The 16161-nt window shown below is 45.3% G+C and carries 14 protein-coding genes and 1 pseudogene; 8 read left to right on the top strand and 7 right to left on the bottom strand.

The annotated features are described in order from the left end of the window. Positions 1–41: 41 nt before the first annotated feature. On the bottom strand, positions 42–347 hold the full coding sequence (locus C9I99_RS04475; RefSeq protein ID WP_107347614.1) for a monooxygenase: 306 nt from the start codon (positions 345–347) through the stop codon (positions 42–44). A 156-nt stretch (positions 348–503) separates the two neighbouring features. Here C9I99_RS04475 and C9I99_RS04470 point away from each other — a divergent pair, with 156 nt between their 5' ends. Continuing rightward, the gene (locus tag C9I99_RS04470; protein ID WP_107347613.1) at positions 504–1409 is read left to right on the top strand and encodes a LysR family transcriptional regulator; all 906 of its coding nucleotides are present in this window, start codon (positions 504–506) and stop codon (positions 1407–1409) included. A gap of 29 nt (positions 1410–1438) precedes the next feature. On the opposite strand, the pseudogene C9I99_RS04465 reads toward C9I99_RS04470, so the two are convergent. Next, positions 1439–1531 (bottom strand): annotated as a pseudogene (locus C9I99_RS04465) (TetR/AcrR family transcriptional regulator); the annotation flags it as partial. Between the two features lie 302 nt (positions 1532–1833). Here C9I99_RS04465 and C9I99_RS04460 point away from each other — a divergent pair. Then, positions 1834–3354, top strand: coding sequence for an ISNCY family transposase (locus tag C9I99_RS04460; protein WP_107347612.1), 1521 nt, complete (start codon positions 1834–1836; stop codon positions 3352–3354). Positions 3355–3678: 324 nt separating this feature from the next. On the opposite strand, the gene C9I99_RS04455 is transcribed toward C9I99_RS04460, so the two are convergent. Continuing rightward, entirely contained in the window at positions 3679–4602 is a 924-nt protein-coding gene (locus C9I99_RS04455) for a LysR family transcriptional regulator (protein WP_107347611.1), read from the bottom strand. A 119-nt stretch (positions 4603–4721) separates the two neighbouring features. On the opposite strand from C9I99_RS04455, the gene C9I99_RS04450 reads away from it, so the two are divergent. From C9I99_RS04450 to C9I99_RS26995, 5 genes are all read left to right on the top strand, one after another. Then, positions 4722–5390 carry an SDR family oxidoreductase gene (locus C9I99_RS04450; protein ID WP_107347610.1) on the top strand — a complete coding sequence of 223 codons (669 nt, stop codon included), beginning with the start codon at positions 4722–4724 and terminating at the stop codon, positions 5388–5390. A gap of 74 nt (positions 5391–5464) precedes the next feature. Then, positions 5465–6652 (top strand): MFS transporter, encoded by a 1188-nt coding sequence (locus C9I99_RS04445; protein WP_107347609.1) that lies wholly within the window; start codon positions 5465–5467, stop codon positions 6650–6652. A 96-nt stretch (positions 6653–6748) separates the two neighbouring features. Continuing rightward, positions 6749–7378, top strand: coding sequence for a GrxB family glutaredoxin (locus C9I99_RS04440; RefSeq protein WP_107347608.1), 630 nt, complete (start codon positions 6749–6751; stop codon positions 7376–7378). Positions 7379–7403: 25 nt separating this feature from the next. Beyond that, entirely contained in the window at positions 7404–8501 is a 1098-nt protein-coding gene (locus C9I99_RS04435; protein WP_107347864.1) for an alkene reductase, read from the top strand. Positions 8502–8522: 21 nt separating this feature from the next. Beyond that, a complete protein-coding gene (locus C9I99_RS26995) occupies positions 8523–8687 on the top strand; it encodes a hypothetical protein (RefSeq protein WP_243734607.1) in 165 nt (54 codons plus the stop codon). A 439-nt stretch (positions 8688–9126) separates the two neighbouring features. Here the strand turns inward: C9I99_RS26995 and C9I99_RS04430 are convergent, their stop codons facing one another. The 4 genes from C9I99_RS04430 to C9I99_RS04415 all read right to left on the bottom strand — a co-directional run bounded on the left by C9I99_RS04430 (position 9127) and on the right by C9I99_RS04415 (position 14900). Continuing rightward, entirely contained in the window at positions 9127–9873 is a 747-nt protein-coding gene (locus C9I99_RS04430) for an RluA family pseudouridine synthase (protein WP_107347607.1), read from the bottom strand. A 233-nt stretch (positions 9874–10106) separates the two neighbouring features. Then, positions 10107–12986 (bottom strand): aminomethyl-transferring glycine dehydrogenase, encoded by a 2880-nt coding sequence (gene gcvP, locus C9I99_RS04425; RefSeq protein WP_107347606.1) that lies wholly within the window; start codon positions 12984–12986, stop codon positions 10107–10109. Positions 12987–13112: 126 nt separating this feature from the next. After that, positions 13113–13493: a glycine cleavage system protein GcvH gene (gcvH, locus tag C9I99_RS04420; protein WP_107347605.1), complete on the bottom strand. Its 381-nt coding sequence runs from the start codon at positions 13491–13493 to the stop codon at positions 13113–13115. Between the two features lie 111 nt (positions 13494–13604). Next, the gene (locus C9I99_RS04415) at positions 13605–14900 is read right to left on the bottom strand and encodes a serine hydroxymethyltransferase (protein ID WP_107347604.1); all 1296 of its coding nucleotides are present in this window, start codon (positions 14898–14900) and stop codon (positions 13605–13607) included. Positions 14901–15468: 568 nt separating this feature from the next. Between C9I99_RS04415 and C9I99_RS04410 the strand changes: the two genes are divergently transcribed. After that, complete coding sequence (locus C9I99_RS04410; protein WP_107347603.1) at positions 15469–16104, top strand: helix-turn-helix domain-containing protein; 636 nt, start codon at positions 15469–15471, stop codon at positions 16102–16104. Positions 16105–16161 lie beyond the last annotated feature (57 nt).

The following is a 16161-nucleotide window of genomic DNA, read 5'->3' as shown; positions in this document are numbered from 1 at the left end:
CTTTCGCTATTTCTATTTTCACTCAGGAATGAACGGTTGAATTAGTCGTTGATTGGGCCTTTATTAATGGTAGTTAATGGCTGGTTCACGTCAAAAATCACGCCGCGAACTTCATCCACGCCCATCTCTTTTAAGCGTGCGCTATGCATTGCTAGGTAAGTCTCTGCACTGAGTTGGTCTTCAAAAAGGTAGACGCCACCACCCAGTTTTTCGGCTTGGTTTTCTGTCCAGATTTTCCAGATCATACCTGGTTCATTGTTGATAGACTTTGCTAGGTCAACGAGTGCGTTCGACATATCTTCGCCAAATGGGCCGTTAAATTCAAAATCGACTTGTAATAATTTCATGGTTATTTCTCCAAACAGATACTTGGTATTGCGCTGAGGCTCATGGTCATATCGCAAAACATAGGAGGCTTGATTGCCTGTTTAGATAGATATTACCTTTAAAAAATAGACAGAAAAGTTCATAATATTGCCATTAATTGTCAGGATTTTAGACCAATGAGATTAAAGACCACCCTCGACCAATGGCAAACACTCCATGAGATAGATCGTGCTGGAAGCATTCAGGCTGCGGCATTGCAACTGAATAAGAGCCATACCACGCTGATCTATTCGTTGAGAAAACTGGAAGATCAACTGGGTGTGTCGTTGGTTCAGGTTGAAGGTCGCAGAGCGGTGTTATCTGAAGACGGTAAAGCGTTATTGCGCAGGGCTAGCAGCATGCTGGAACAAGCGCGAGAACTTGAGCTGATCAGTGAGCAGTTAGCAAAGGGGGTTGAGTCTGAAATAGTGGTCGCAGTTGATCATTTGTGCTGTCTTGAGCGCCTTTATAAGCCGATGGCTCATTTTCTGGCAGAGAACAACAGTACATCGATACAAGTGGTAGAAACATCGCTATCGAAGACCACTGAAATGGTCACTCAAGAACTGGCCGATGTTGCCATCATTAATCTACCCATAACCAATTATCCTGCGGAAGCCTTTGGTTTTACCAAGATGGAGCCTGTTGTGGCGAGTTCGCATCCGTTAACTAGGGCGACGTCTATATCGCTCAATCAGCTCTCGTCGCTACCACAAATTGTGGTGAGAGATTTAGGCTCGGTTGAAAAGCTGGGCGAGAAAAAAGATGTGGGCTGGTTGAAGTCGAGTCAGCGCATTACGGTTGATAATTTCGACCATGCCTTTGGTGCGGTAGAGCAGGGTGTGGGTTATTGCAGGCTGCCTAAGCATATTGTTGATAGCCGAGGCAGTGAGAAACTGACTGTGCTGAATGTGGAAAATGGCAGTGGCTATCAGGTTCCATTGCATCTGACTTTACCTAAAGGGGTAAAAACGGGGCCTGCTACAAAACGTTTTTATGAATTGCTTCTTGAGTCTGCCTCTCCCTTACCTTCTATCTCCTGATCAACATCCAAATCAAGTTCGATCTGAAACTAGCGAGGCGGGTTGCCGTTCAAGAATAGCACGACACATTCACCAGTGTAGTGAAGCCTTTCTTCCTCCAACTCGCCGCTATCGTGTCCGAAGAGTTTCAACGTTGTTCTTGTGTAATGTGATGTAATGTAATAGTTAACGAAATTTGGCTTCCAGATTAGTGGTTTTGCAATACCCTAGATAATCCGTTGTTCTCTAATTTAGTAATGTAACTGGCTCTCTTTTGTCCAACTTCATGCCAGGCTCATCATCTGGACACTGTGATCACCAAGCGATTCTGTCGTACCTTAATTACCAAGCGACTTTGTCATTGCAATAACTACCGAGGGAATTTGACGGAACTCAATTAGCGTACCTTTTAAAGTAATTAATGGAGCTTTAGAAGGTGCTAAGGATGTTCTACATGGATTCCAAATCCCAGTTCACTGTCGATATTATTGCCAAAGTTATCGACGGCAGAATGAGTATCAATAGCGCTGCAACCTTGCTCAGCAAGTCACGCAGAACAATCGAGCGTTACTTGAACCGTTATCGGAAAGAAGGCATTCAATTCGTTATTCATGGCAACAAAGGCCGTGCTCCCGTGAATAAAATCCCAGAGTCGCTCAAGAAAGAGGTGCAAAACCTCATCCAGACCAAGTATTACGACTTCAACTTGCAGCACCTCTCAGAGCTCCTGGCGAAGAATGAAGGACTCTCAATTAAACGTGAAACCCTGCGGTCGTGGGCCCATGATATCCATCACGTGAAGCGTGCCAAGCGACGCAGAAGCCGAGTCCGAAAGTACCGTGAGCGTATGGAATCGGCTGGGCTCATGTTGCAAATGGATGGCAGCCCCCATCGCTGGTTCGGTGATGAACGGTCTTGCCTGATTGCCATCGTTGATGATGCCACCAGTGATATCCATGCTGAGTTTTTCCCGTCTGAAACCACGGAAGGGTGCATGAAAGTAATGCGGGCATATATCGAAAAGCGTGGCGTGTTCAAGACGCTGTATGTTGATAGGGCCGGTATCTTCGGCGGCCCCAAACGCAGCAACTTCTCGCAAATGCAGCGTGCTTGTGAGGAGCTCGGTATAGAAATTATCTTCGCAAACTCCCCCCAAGGTAAGGGACGTATAGAGCGATCCTTCGATACCTTCCAAGATCGGCTTGTGCCTGAACTTCGACTAAACAAGGTCACGGATATGGCAAGTGCTAACCGGTATCTACAGGAAGAGTTCATTCCAAACTACTGGGCAAGAAACGTTATGGTTGAGCCGAAAAGCGTACGCTCGGCCTTTAAGCGTTTGCCTGATGATTTAGATCTCAACACGATCTGTGTGCAAAAAGAGTACCGCAAGATACGGCGAGATCACACGTTCAGCTTTGATAACAAAATGTACGTCATCGACTCGCCCGTCCGTTATTCGATAGTAAACCAGCAGGTAGAAATCCGTTGTCAGTTCGACGGTACATTCTCTGCCTATTTTGGCCACCGTAGGCTCGATATAACGGAACTCGCTGAGCCCCGCAAATGCAGTGAATATGGCAAAGAGGTTCAGCGGAAAATAGAAGCATTAGAGCTCGTTGAACAACTTGGAAGTATATCTAAAGCCGCCCGTATCCTTGGTTGCTCCCGCCAATCCCTTTACACCTATCAGAAAATAATGGCTGAGGAAGGGCCTATAGGGTTAAAGCGCATCAATAAGCCCCTCAAGCGCAGTAAGAATCGCATACCAGAGCACGCAGAAGACAAGATTATCGAGCTGACGCTACTGAACCCTCATGCGACATTAATGCAACTAATGAAGGAGTTAAAACAGCACGACATCATCGTGAGTATCGGCACGATTAAAAACATCTGGAAGGAAGAAAAACTCAACACTAGAGAACTTAGGATTAAAAAATCACAGTCGATGAATATCGACGTGTAAGGCAAGTGAGTAACATGAGAACTAGAATATAGGAGCATGACAGAATCGGTTGGTATTTATCCCGTCATGTTCCCTCAGTAATGACACTCATCATCTGGACACTGTCATCATCTGGACACTCATCATCTGGACACTCATCATCTGGAACGATTTTGCCCCATTTCCACTTAGTGCTATTGCTCATTCACAGGCTGTTAATGTTGGTTTGTGATACATTTTATTATCGCTTTTACGAAGCATCAGACATCAAAAGGTCTGTTAGTGATAGACCTTCATTTTTTTGCATACTAAATGTGCATGTAGAAAGCCTATCTCCGATTTTTTTTACTTTTCAACTAAATCGTTGAATCTTTCAAAAAGAAAATCCAAGAATAGCCGGATTCGTTTTGGCTGGTACTTCTTACTGATATACACAACATTCAAGTCTGCGCTTGATACTGACGTCGATGTATTGAAGTTCTTCATGTATCCGTTGAGCACGGTGACAAGACGTAGGTTATTAATGTCAGCTTGTACGTCTAGAATCGATTTAAGTGCTATCCCTGCCCCCTCTAATGCCCAGCGCCTAATAACCTCACCATCATCTGAGAATCGCTTAGGTACAACTGTGATTGATCTCTTCTTGTCTTGTTCCTGGAAATGCCATGTCTTTAGTTCCTCATTGCTGCTAAGCATTACCAGGCAATCATGATTAACTAAGTCCTGTGGCTTTAATGGTGTCCCATGCTTTGCAAGGTACTCAGGCGATGCACATAGCACTCGTCGGCTTGGTGACAGTCGTCGTAATATCAAACTGCTATCAGCAAGCTCTCCATACCGAATAACAATATCCATACCAGATTCAGCAATGTTGGATATGTGATCGTTCAAATATAGATATGGTACGACATCTGGGTACAGTTCAGAGAACTCATTCAATATAGGAAGAATATATTGTTTACCAATATCTTTTGGCGCGACGATCTTTAATGAGCCTTTAACCTCTTTCACACCATTCTGGATAAGATTCTCTACCTCATCGACATTATCCAATATATCAATACAGGCTTTGTAATAAAGCTCACCAGAGTCTGTCAGTGACACATGCCTTGTGCTCCGATTGAGAAGCTTCACACCATACCTTTCTTCAAGCGCCTGGAGTCTTGCCGTCATTGTGGCTGGAGATAGGCCAAGCTCACGCCCCGCTGCTGCCAGTCCCTGGTGTTTCACAATACTCACGAACATTGCCATATCAGAAAATTTATCCACCTTTCCCTTCTGCTATTCAGCTTAATCGAATAATGAATTCGTATTTTACCCAATTATCAAAATAAAACGAATGAATATAATGGCAATCATCAACGGGAAATAACAAAGCGGAACGAACTATGAGCCAGGAAAAAATAACTTACGTAATTATCGGCGGCACATCAGGTATCGGTGAAGCTGTCGCAAAATATTTTGATAATGGCGAAAACATTGTCCATGTTGCGAGTCGCCAGACGGGCCTTGATATCAGTGATGAGAAGGCAGTGCATTGTTACTTCGAATCAATTGGTGCTTTCGATCACCTTGTCATTACCGCTGGCTCATACGCTCCAGCAGGCAAGGTTACTGATGTAGCCATCGAAGATGCAAAAGTAGCTTTCGATACTAAGTTCTGGGGTTCAATCAATGCAACTAAGCATGCTGTGCGTTACATGAAGCCTAATGGTTCCATTACGCTAACAACAGGCATGCTTTCACGCAAAGTTGTTGCCAACACTTACACAAAGACAGCAATTAATGCCGCTCTAGAAGCTGTGACAAAGGTTCTTGCTAAAGAGTTATCACCTATTCGAGTTAACGCTGTAAGCCCAGGTCTAACGATGACAACCGCCTATAAGAATATGGATGAAATTGTCCGCAATGCTATGTACGAACGTGCTAAGAGTAATTTACCAGCCGGTAAAGTTGGCGAGGCTTTAGATGTTGCGCAGGCTTACTTCATGGCTATCACTAACCAATACATGACGGGTTCAATCATCGATGTTGATGGTGGTGCTTTAGTTAGCTGATACATAAAAATGCTACTTATGGGTATACAACTCTGCGCCCATTAATACCGCCGTAAAACGAGAGATAATCAAACATGAACCAAGAAAAGATGCCATTCCAAGTTTGGATATTAACACTAGCCGCATTCGCAATTGGCACAGCAGAATTTGTTATCGCGGGTATTCTTCCTCAGATAGCAACATCATTATCAATCACTGAAGGCCAGGCGGGTTACTTAATCAGTGCTTACGCGTTAGCAATTGTAGTTGGCGGCCCGATCTTAACCATTTATTTAGCCCGTTTTAATAAAAAAGCGGTACTGACTGGACTGATGGCACTGTTCATCATTGGTAATGTACTGTCAGCTTTCGCGCCAAACTACCACTTACTATTAGTTAGCCGTGTCATTTCTGGCCTGGTTCAAGGCCCGTTCTATGGTATTGGCGCTGTCGTTGCTACCAACCTGGTATCAGAAAAAATGGCTGGTCGCGCTGTTGGTCAGATGTTCGCAGGTCTTACTCTTGCCAATGTACTTGGTGTTCCCGCTGGCACTTGGATCAGCTTGCAGTTCGGGTGGCACAACACATTCCTTACTGTTGCCGCGTTCGGTGCAGTAGCGATGGTTTCAATCCTGACTTCTATCAAATCAACGGGTCACGGTGAAGCGAAGAACATTAAAGCTCAGCTTATGGCATTTAAAAACCCAATGTTACTAATTAGCTTAGCAATCACTTCCTTTGCATGGTCTGGCTTCATGACGCTATATGGATACATTGCCCCCATTGCTATGCACATTACTGGTTACGGTGAAGATGCAGTTGCTTGGATTCTAGTTATTGTTGGAGTTGGTCTCATCATTGGTAACACACTTGGCGGTCGTTCTTCAGACAAGAACCTTAGCAAAGCATCCATGTTCTGGGCTGTCGCAATGATTGCTTCACTGATTGTTGTTGGCCTGGTCGTTGACAACAAGATCTTGTTTGTAGCAGCAGCTTTCGTTTTCGGTATTGCATCATTTGCAAACGTACCGGCGATGCAGCTCCGAGTCATGAACCATGGTGGGGAAGGTCAGGAACTAGCAGCAACCGCTAATATCTCAGCATTCAACTTAGCAAATGCATTTGGTGGCTTCCTTGGCGGCATGGTACTTGATAGCCAAATGGGTGCCGGCATGATCCCTTACGCAGCAGTAATTGTCCCAATAATAGGCTTACTGCTCATCGCTAAAGCAAACCGCCGTGAGAATTCACAGGATAAATTAACCCCTAGCTTAGCTAGCTAATAGACAGAAATGGCCCACAAGCTGGGCCTTTTATCAAAGGATATTGTGGATAAATGCTTTTGATAAGACCTAAAGACGACTTACCCAGGAAAGATTATGAAACTTTATATCTATGAACATTGCCCATTCAGTGCCCGAGTTCGCTTCGTTGCCGGTATGCTTAACCTGGCTATTGATGTTGTGACTATTGATTATGATGATGACAAAACAACAACAGACATCATTGGTAACAAGCAAGTTCCAGTTTTCGTAAAAGGCGATGGTGAAGCCATTGTAGAAAGCTTGGATATCATCAATCACTTCTTAAACCTTGCAGATTCAGTAGAAACAAATATTCCATCGCAAGCTGTACTTGATTGGCAACGCTCTGCATTTTCACCGCTTCAGAAAGTTGGCTATCCACGCTGGTCATTAATGGATCTGAAAGAGTTTTCTACTGATTCATCAAAGAAAGCATGGCGAAGCAAAAAAGAAACTGAAGCTTTGAACTTTGATGCGCTGCTTGCCGACACGTCAGTAATCGCTGAAGAAGTTGAAGCATTGATTCGCAAAGCCGGTGATGTTCTTCATCTTGGTTCTGATAAGCGCATGAAGTTAGTCGATGAGGCAATTGTCTTCTCTATTCTCCGTGGTTTCTTCTGCGCACCAGAAATCAACTGGGATCTATCCGTTAAGGAATGGATGGAGTCAGTAAGCAAAAAAACAAATGTTAAACTACTAAAATAAGATGACAATTATCATGAAAACACTGATGAGCAAACTATTCCAAAAAACAAACCTAAAAGACTTGGATTTACAAAACCGTGTCGTAATGGCGCCAATGACTCGCGCTCGTACAAGTCAACCGGGGAACGTACCAAATGAAATGATGGCTACGTACTACAAACAACGGGCTACTGCTGGTTTAATCATCTCTGAAGCGACACAGATTTCAGATGACTCTCAAGGTTACTCATTCACTCCTGGTGCTTACACTGACGAACAAGTAAAAGGTTGGCAACCAGTCACGAAAGCAGCACATGACCAAGGTGCAGCTATGTTCTGCCAGCTATGGCATGTAGGTCGTGTTTCTCACCCAACCTTCCAAAAAGGTGAACGACCTATCGCACCTTCTGCTTTAGCTCCCGTTGAGACTAAGGTTTGGATCTCTGATGACAACGGTAACGGCAATATGGTTAATTGCATTCAACCTCGTGAGATGACTCAGGCGGATATTGATCGCGTAGTTAAAGACTTTGCCTACTCTGCCAAACGGGCTGTAGAAGCAGGCTTTGATGGCGTTGAGATCCATGGTGGTAATGGCTACCTCATCGATCAGTTCCTTCGTACAAACTCAAACAAGCGTACTGATAACTATGGTGGCACTCGTGAGAACCGTATCCGCTTCCTCCTTGAAGTTGTTGATGCCGTGATTGAAACAATCGGTGCGGATAAGGTTGGTGTGCGTCTTGCTCCGTTCATCACATTTAAAGACATGGATTGCCCAGATATCGTTCCAACAATCCTTGAAGCATCGAAAGAACTACAAGCTCGTGATATCGCTTACATGCACTTATCAGAAGCGGATTGGGATGATGCACCAGTGATCCCTGAAAGCTTCCGTATTGAGTTGCGTGAAATTTTCACCAACACAATCATTGTCGCGGGTAGCTACACGCAAGAGCGCGCAGATGAAGTGCTAAACAAAGGTTACGCTGACCTAGTCGCCTTCGGTCGTCCATTCGTGTCGAATCCAGACTTAGTTTCACGCTTGGTGAACGACTATGAACTCGCTGACCTGGATGGCGCAACTCTGTTTGGTGGTAACGAACATGGCTACATTGATTATCCAACATTCAAAGAAGTTTAATTAGCCATTGGAGATAAAAACATGAAACAAATAAAATTGCTTACCATTGCAATGATCGCCGTACTACCAACTGTATCTCAAGCTCAGGTTGTCAGTAACTACAATCACTCATTCGGGATGAAGTCGAATCAGGGCCATATTGATGAAGACAGTCTGAGTGCAGGGCTTAACTACCGATTCAACTGATTTTTAAAAGCCTGTAATTGAATTGCAGGCTTTATCTGTCATGACTATTCTGGACGAGAGCTATTCTGATACAAGGTCACAAGACAAAAGCTTCTACAATTTTGATCTCCCCAATTGAGAATATGGCATTACCGGGTTTCAAGATACTTTTTCTCATAGGAAATAGGAAATAGGAAATAGGGAATAGGAAAATTGGAGCAAAAAATTTTACACGGAAATGTCCAGAGGTGTGCTGACGTGGATGTGTAACACAGTGTGATCACCAAGCGATTCTGTCGTATTGTAATTAAACGTAACGGAGCCGTAGAAGTCACACTGTCATAGAGCTGGAAAAAACGTATAAGTTTAAAAGGTACGTTATCTCATTTGCGCAAAAGTTCGGAAGACTGAAGATTTGAGCGCACAAGCTCGAAACAAGTATAGATGTGACATTTATCACTTAAAATGGATTTGGGCTATGACCATGGATAGGCTCGCCTGTGACTGGGTGAGTGAAGTAAATATCGCTGGCATGGAGCATTAAGCGCTGTGATATGTCATTCGGTTCAGGGTAGTTGCTGAGATCTGGGCTGTTATAAAGATCACAACCTAAAATAGGGTGGCCAAATTCAAGGCTATGGATCCGCAATTGATGGGTGCGACCTGTAATGGGGGTGTATTGCACTAAAGTTCTAGGAGGGTTACTAAAGCGACTAATTACCTGATAGTCACTAGTGGCACTTTTACCCGTACAGTGGCAAATCTTTACACGCGGAAACAAAGCCTTATCTTTAGCAATGGGGGCAGATATTTGGCCACCGTCAGCTTCAACCCATCCTGCTAACATAGCCAGATAACGTTTTTGTACTGTACGTGCTTGAAACTGTTTATTCAGACTCTTAGATGCAGCATGGTTAAGTCCCACCACCATAACGCCAGAAGTCCCTAAATCTAGTCGATGTGGCAATTTAGCATCCACAAAAGCAGGCGTTGCTTTTTTAGTCTGGGTAGCGGCTTGACCGTTAACTAAACGATAATGCACTGAATCCCAATTAAGCGGGTTTTTACCCGATAAACTTAACAAACCACTCGGCTTATTAATCAATAAAATATCATTATCTTGATAAAGGATCTCTACCCTAGCCAGACACTCAGGTGCCACAAAATTATCAATTATTTCACTCGTTGCAGAGTCAGATTTAGACATTTAAGGGTCCTGATGTACTAAAGAGGGTAGGTTTATATAATAGATGAGTTAAGTTGGCCACTACTTTGTCGGTAAACTGGTTGCTTTGCAATGGCAGAAATTATCTGGAACGTCTCAGCCTCTCTTCATATAAGCAAAAAATTGAAAATAAAAAAGCGAACCTAATGGTTCGCTTTTGTTCTTCTGTCCTAATCTAAGCTGTTATCCAACTTGATATGACATGGTCATTAACCCTAGTCTTCAATATAGTTCTCGATGCTTGGGCACGAACATACCAAGTTTCGGTCACCGAACACGTTATCAACGCGGTTCACGGTTGGCCAGTACTTCGAGTCTTTGGTTTGTGTCGATGGGAAGCAAGCAAGCTCACGGCTGTAGCTGCGGTTCCACTCAGCATCCATCATGTCAGCTTGGGTGTGTGGGGCGTTAACCAGTGGGTTGTCTTTTAGATCCCACTCGCCGTCCTGTACTCGGGCGATTTCATGGCGGATGGCAATCATCGCGTCGCAGAAGCGGTTTAGCTCGGCAATGTCTTCTGATTCGGTTGGTTCAATCATTAGCGTGCCCGCAACGGGGAACGACATGGTTGGCGCGTGGAAACCGTAGTCCATCAGACGTTTGGCAACATCTTCTTCAGAAATGCCTGACGCTTCTTTGATTGGGCGGATGTCAATAATACATTCGTGCGCAATACGGCCATGAGTGCCACGGTATAGCACCGGGTAGTGTGGACGTAGACGCTCCATCACGTAGTTAGCATTCAGAATCGCCAGTTTAGTTGCTTCTGTTAGGCCTGCTTCACCCATCATCGCGATATAGGCGTAAGAGATTGGCAGGATAGACGCTGACCCCAGATCGGCTGCAGAAACCGCGTACTGAGGTTGTTCTGCTTCCGTGTTCTCAACATGGCCTGGTAGGAATGGGGCAAGGTGAGATTTAACACCGATAGGCCCCATACCCGGACCGCCACCACCGTGTGGAATACAGAAGGTCTTGTGCAGGTTCAGGTGAGAAACGTCAGAGCCAATGAAGCCAGGACTCGTTAGGCCTACCTGTGCGTTCATGTTGGCACCGTCTAGGTATACTTGACCGCCAGCCTCATGCACAAGCTCACACACTTCCTGTACGGCCTCTTCATAAACACCGTGAGTAGACGGGTAGGTGATCATGATGCAAGACAGGTTATCGCGGTGTTTTTCGATCTTCGCTTTTAGATCTTCTACATCGATGTTGCCTTGGTCATCACAACCCACAACTACAACTTTCATCGACACCATGGCAGCAGATGCTGGGTTAGTACCGTGGGCTGAGCTTGGGATCAAGCAGACATTGCGGTGTGCGTCGCCATTGGCTTCATGGTAACGCTGGATAGCAATAAGACCGGCATATTCGCCTTGGGCACCTGAGTTAGGCTGTAGCGAGAACGCATCGTAGCCGGTGATTTCACACAGCATCTTAGACAGGTTATCTGCCAGCTCTGCGTAACCTTTGGCTTGGTCTGCTGGTGCGAAGGGGTGCAGAGCTCCAAACTCTGGCCATGTGACCGGAATCATCTCAGCGGCAGCATTCAATTTCATGGTACAGCTGCCCAGCGGGATCATACCGTGGGTCAGTGAATAATCCTTGTTTTCCAGCTTCTTCATGTAACGCATCATCAGCGTTTCACTGTGGTACTGGTTAAAGACGGGGTGAGTCAGGTACTGGCTAGTACGACGGCAGCTTTCTGGAATTGCGGCAAATTCGTCACTGGCGATATCTGCCGTGAACATTGAGGCTTTCAGTCCATCACCACTAAAGATAGCCAGTAGATCTTCGATGTCGGCTACTTTTGTGGTTTCGTCAATACTGATACTAAGCTGCGCATCATACTTGCGTAGGTTAATGCCTGCATCCAGTGCCTTGCTGTAGAACTCACTTGTTTTCTTGCCAGTGTTTAACGTTAGGGTATCGAAGAAGCTCTCGTTTCCTAATTCAATGCCAGAATTACGCAGACCTGCAGCAAGAATCGCTGTTAGGTGGTGTACACGACGACCGATTTTACGCAGACCCTCAGGGCCATGGTAAAGCGCATAAAACGCAGCCATGTTGGCAAGCAGTGCTTGAGCGGTACAGATGTTTGATGTCGCTTTTTCACGACGGATATGCTGTTCACGGGTCTGCATCGCCATGCGGAGTGCTTGGTTGTCACGGGAGTCTTTAGAAACGCCGATAACACGGCCAGGCATAGTACGCTTATGCTTGTCTTTTGTTGCCATAAAGCCAGCGTGTGGACCACCAAAGCCCATCGGTACGCCGAAGCGCTGAGCTGAGCCAATAACAACATCTGCGCCCATTTCACCTGGCGCTTTAAGCAGGGTCAGTGCTAGCAGATCAGAAGCGACAGCAACCAAGGTTTTTTTGGTATGCGCGGCTTCAATAATGCTAGTGAGATCTTGAATATTACCCGTTGTTCCCGGGTACTGAACCAAGGCACCGAAAACATCATGCTGGTCAAGATCTTGAATATCACCGCGGATGATTTCAATACCAATGTAACCGGCACGAGTCAGGACCACATCAACGGTCTGTGGGTGCAAGTCGTTAGAAACGAAAAACGCCTTGCTTTTATTCTTGCTCGCACGCTGACACAAGGTCATGGCTTCGGCAGCGGCGGTAGCTTCGTCAAGAAGGGAAGCGTTAGCCAGCTCCATACCGGTCAGATCCATGATCATCTGCTGATAGTTAAGCAGTGATTCAAGGCGGCCTTGAGATATTTCCGGTTGGTAAGGCGTATAAGCGGTGTACCAACCTGGGTTTTCCAGTATGTTGCGTAGAATAACGTTTGGAGTATAGGTGTTGTAGTAACCCTGACCGATATAGCTGCGGTTAATGATATTCTTGCTGGCAATCGCTTTCAGTGAGGCCAGCATATCCGCTTCGCTTTGTGGCAGGTCGAGCTGCATAGGCTCTGGTAGGCGAATTGCTGCCGGAACCGTTTCATCGATTAGCTGATCAACGCTTGATACGCCGATAGTTTCCAGCATGATTTTTTGTTGTGCCGAATCCGGTCCATTGTGACGACCTGCAAATTCCATATCGTCACTTAATGCATTTAGAAGAGTCATGTCGGTCATGGTTCTTTCCTGAACAGTTACTACCTATTGCATTGAGCGTATTGCAATAGTTTATGGTCATCGAGTAGTTGAGCTATTACATATGATGAGGGCCTTCAGGTTATTTCACCTGAAAGCCCGACTCAATTAGTCTTCGTCGATGGTCGCGAGGTATTTTTCACCGTCGATCAGGTTGGAGAGTTCCTCTACATCCTGAACCTTGATTTTAGCAATCCAGCCGCCTTCGTACGGTTCTTCGTTTACAAGCTCTGGGCTGTCTTCCAGCTCTTCGTTGATTTCAACAATCTCGCCTGTAACCGGTGCGTAGATATCAGATGCGGCTTTGACTGACTCAACAAGAGAGAAAGACTCGCCAGCCTCTGTAGAGTCGCCAACTTCTGGTAGGTCAACAAATACAACATCACCTAGAAGGCCCTGAGCATGGTTTGAGATCCCCATAGTGATAGTACCGTCACCATTGTCTCGAACCCACTCGTGGCTTTCAGCGAACTTCAGTGTATTTTCCATTTAAAACTCCTTGCGCAATCTTTCCGCAGATTTTATTAGTTGTTTCAGTGGCCGGTCATTGCCGGCCGCTATGTCAAAAAACGAGGTCAAAAAACAGATTTACTTATTAACTTATTGGTAAAGAGGGAAGCGGCTGCAAAGCTTCTGAACTTGTTGCTTCACTGTCTGTTCCACGGCGCTGTTGTCCTCGGGATTTACTGCCAAACCGTCAAGCACATCGCCAATCCATTGACCAATTTGTTTAAATTCATCGGCACCAAAGCCTCGGCTTGTGCCTGCTGGTGTACCCAAGCGAATACCGGATGTCACCATCGGTTTCTCAGGATCGAAAGGTATACCGTTTTTGTTACATGTGATGCCGGCACGCTCAAGTGCTTCTTCTGCTTGGTTACCTTTTAGGCCTTTCGGGCGCAGGTCTACAAGCATCAGGTGGGTGTCGGTACCGTTAGTTACAATGTCGCAACCGCGAGCTTGCAGGACTTCCGCCAAGACTTTCGCGTTGTTGATCACATTCTTGATATATAACTTAAATTCTGGTTCTAGTGCTTCACCGAGTGCCACAGCCTTACCCGCGATAACGTGCATTAGCGGGCCGCCTTGAAGGCCAGGGAAAACAGCTGAATTAATCTTTTTATTAATGTCTTCGTGGTTGGTCAAGATCATGCCGCCACGCGGACCTCGCAACGTTTTGTGTGTCGTTGTCGTAATAACGTGGGCATGAGGAATGGGGCTAGGGTGCTCGCCAGCAGCGATAAGGCCAGCGATATGGGCCATATCCACCATCAGGTATGCGCCAACTTCATCGGCAATGGCACGGAACTTGGCAAAATCAATCTGGCGAGGAATAGCCGAGCCACCAGCAATGATCATTTTTGGCTGGCTTTCGATAGCAATCTGACGCACTTGCTCGTAATCAATTTCGCAAGTCTCTTTGTCGACACCATATTGAACAGCATCAAACCACTTGCCAGATAGAGCAGGGCGTGCACCGTGGGTTAGGTGGCCTCCCGCATCTAGTGACATACCTAAGATAGTGTCACCTGGTTGAAGCAGGGCCAGCATCACGGCACCGTTGGCTTGTGCGCCTGAGTGAGGCTGGACATTCACGTACTCACACTGGAAAAGCTGCTTGGCGCGAGCAATGGCGATGCGTTCTACTTCGTCGACATGTTCACAACCACCGTAGTAACGACGTCCTGCATAACCTTCGGCATATTTGTTGGTTAGACAACTGCCTTGGGCTTGCATGACCGCTTTAGACACAATGTTCTCGGATGCAATCAGTTCAATCTGCTGGTTCTGGCGTGTCAATTCGGCAGTAATGCCAGCGTTTACAGCACCATCAACCTCTGCAAGGTGGGTTGAGAAGAAGACGTCTAAATCATGGTTTTGGTATGCAGCTTTCATTTCACGTTATCCTCTAATCGCGCTCTTAAAGGTATTCCTTGTTCTGAGCCAAAGCGTATATCGTTGTTATGGATAGTCCTTGTTATACGTTGTATGTATCGTCATAAGCATTGAGCAGCGTGACAACCTAACAACTACATAACATGCCTTACTATAGATAGCCGATTAAACGATTATTTCCAATAGTGGAACTTCATGTATTTTAATGCTCATAATTTTACGCAAACGTTTGCCTTTTGCAAATTAAATTTCTAATATTGTGTTAACGTTTTTCTAAAGAATACGTCATCTTAAGTGTGGCGGAAAGGTTAAAATTGTATGTCAATCCTTATGGGGTAAGGGGTTGAGACGTTCTACAACACATTTACAACTATGTGTGTACTTCGGATGAGTGTGTACTTAATAGAGCAAAATCTATTGAATGGTTTGCTTGAAAAATAGCCTGTTTCCTTTTGGAAACTAAATTTCAAATATGATGCATTGGTCATATTTTTATTGCCGATGCGCTTTTATGTTTCCCCACCGCTATGCCAGAATGAAATGAACGTCGTTACCAGGGAGGGAAGTAATGAGTGACGAACAGCAGGTTGATGTATACCCATCAATGACCGTCGTAAAAGAGTTCGAGTCTGAAAAAGCAGACAAAATTGAGCCAATGAAATTAGGAAAGAGGCTCAAGGAGATTAGGGTTTCTCATGGCCTGACTCTTGAAGAGGCAAGCAAGCGTACCGGACTGGCTCGCTCGACGTTGTCAAAAATTGAAAACGAGCAAATCTCACCCACTTTTCAGGCGATGCAAAAACTGGCTGGTGGATTAGAGATTGATATTCCACAACTTTTCGCACCTCCTAAGCAGTTGAAAGCAACGGGTCGCAGGGATATTACTCGAAACGAGCAAGGTAAGCCGCATCCGACAACGACTTATGAACATGAACTTCTGGCAACACAGCTAACCAACAAAAAAATGATGCCTTTTAAGTCAAAGGTGAGAGCACGGGCTTTTGAAGACTACGGCGATTGGATCCGCCATGACGGAGAAGAGTTTTTGTTGGTACTGGAAGGTGATATCACATTCTATTCTGAGTTTTATGAGCCGGTCACATTAAATCCAGGTGACTCAGTATATTACGATGCCAATATGGGGCACATGCTGACTTCTGTCAGTGACGATGATGCCTTGATATTGTGGGTTACCGCCTCGTAGGTGACGGTGTAACCTGAGGGGGTAGGCAATATTTGTTTAGTCCATTAACTATCTTTT

The organism is Photobacterium lutimaris (genome assembly GCF_003025555.1).
GTDB lineage: Bacteria > Pseudomonadota > Gammaproteobacteria > Enterobacterales > Vibrionaceae > Photobacterium > Photobacterium lutimaris.
This window is presented reverse-complemented; position numbering and strand designations above follow the sequence as displayed.

What these genes read in the sequence shown, in the direction of transcription:
- C9I99_RS04475 (WP_107347614.1), bottom strand. Translation starts at nt 347, where the DNA reads ATGAAATTATTACAAGTCGATTTTGAATTTAACGGCCCATTTGGCGAA.
- C9I99_RS04470 (WP_107347613.1), top strand. Translation starts at nt 504, where the DNA reads ATGAGATTAAAGACCACCCTCGACCAATGGCAAACACTCCATGAGATA.
- C9I99_RS04460 (WP_107347612.1), top strand. Translation starts at nt 1,834, where the DNA reads ATGTTCTACATGGATTCCAAATCCCAGTTCACTGTCGATATTATTGCC.
- C9I99_RS04450 (WP_107347610.1), top strand. Translation starts at nt 4,722, where the DNA reads ATGAGCCAGGAAAAAATAACTTACGTAATTATCGGCGGCACATCAGGT.
- C9I99_RS04445 (WP_107347609.1), top strand. Translation starts at nt 5,465, where the DNA reads ATGAACCAAGAAAAGATGCCATTCCAAGTTTGGATATTAACACTAGCC.
- C9I99_RS04440 (WP_107347608.1), top strand. Translation starts at nt 6,749, where the DNA reads ATGAAACTTTATATCTATGAACATTGCCCATTCAGTGCCCGAGTTCGC.
- C9I99_RS04435 (WP_107347864.1), top strand. Translation starts at nt 7,404, where the DNA reads ATGAGCAAACTATTCCAAAAAACAAACCTAAAAGACTTGGATTTACAA.
- C9I99_RS26995 (WP_243734607.1), top strand. Translation starts at nt 8,523, where the DNA reads ATGAAACAAATAAAATTGCTTACCATTGCAATGATCGCCGTACTACCA.
- C9I99_RS04430 (WP_107347607.1), bottom strand. Translation starts at nt 9,873, where the DNA reads ATGTCTAAATCTGACTCTGCAACGAGTGAAATAATTGATAATTTTGTG.
- gcvP (WP_107347606.1), bottom strand. Translation starts at nt 12,986, where the DNA reads ATGACCGACATGACTCTTCTAAATGCATTAAGTGACGATATGGAATTT.
- gcvH (WP_107347605.1), bottom strand. Translation starts at nt 13,493, where the DNA reads ATGGAAAATACACTGAAGTTCGCTGAAAGCCACGAGTGGGTTCGAGAC.
- C9I99_RS04415 (WP_107347604.1), bottom strand. Translation starts at nt 14,900, where the DNA reads ATGAAAGCTGCATACCAAAACCATGATTTAGACGTCTTCTTCTCAACC.
- C9I99_RS04410 (WP_107347603.1), top strand. Translation starts at nt 15,469, where the DNA reads ATGAGTGACGAACAGCAGGTTGATGTATACCCATCAATGACCGTCGTA.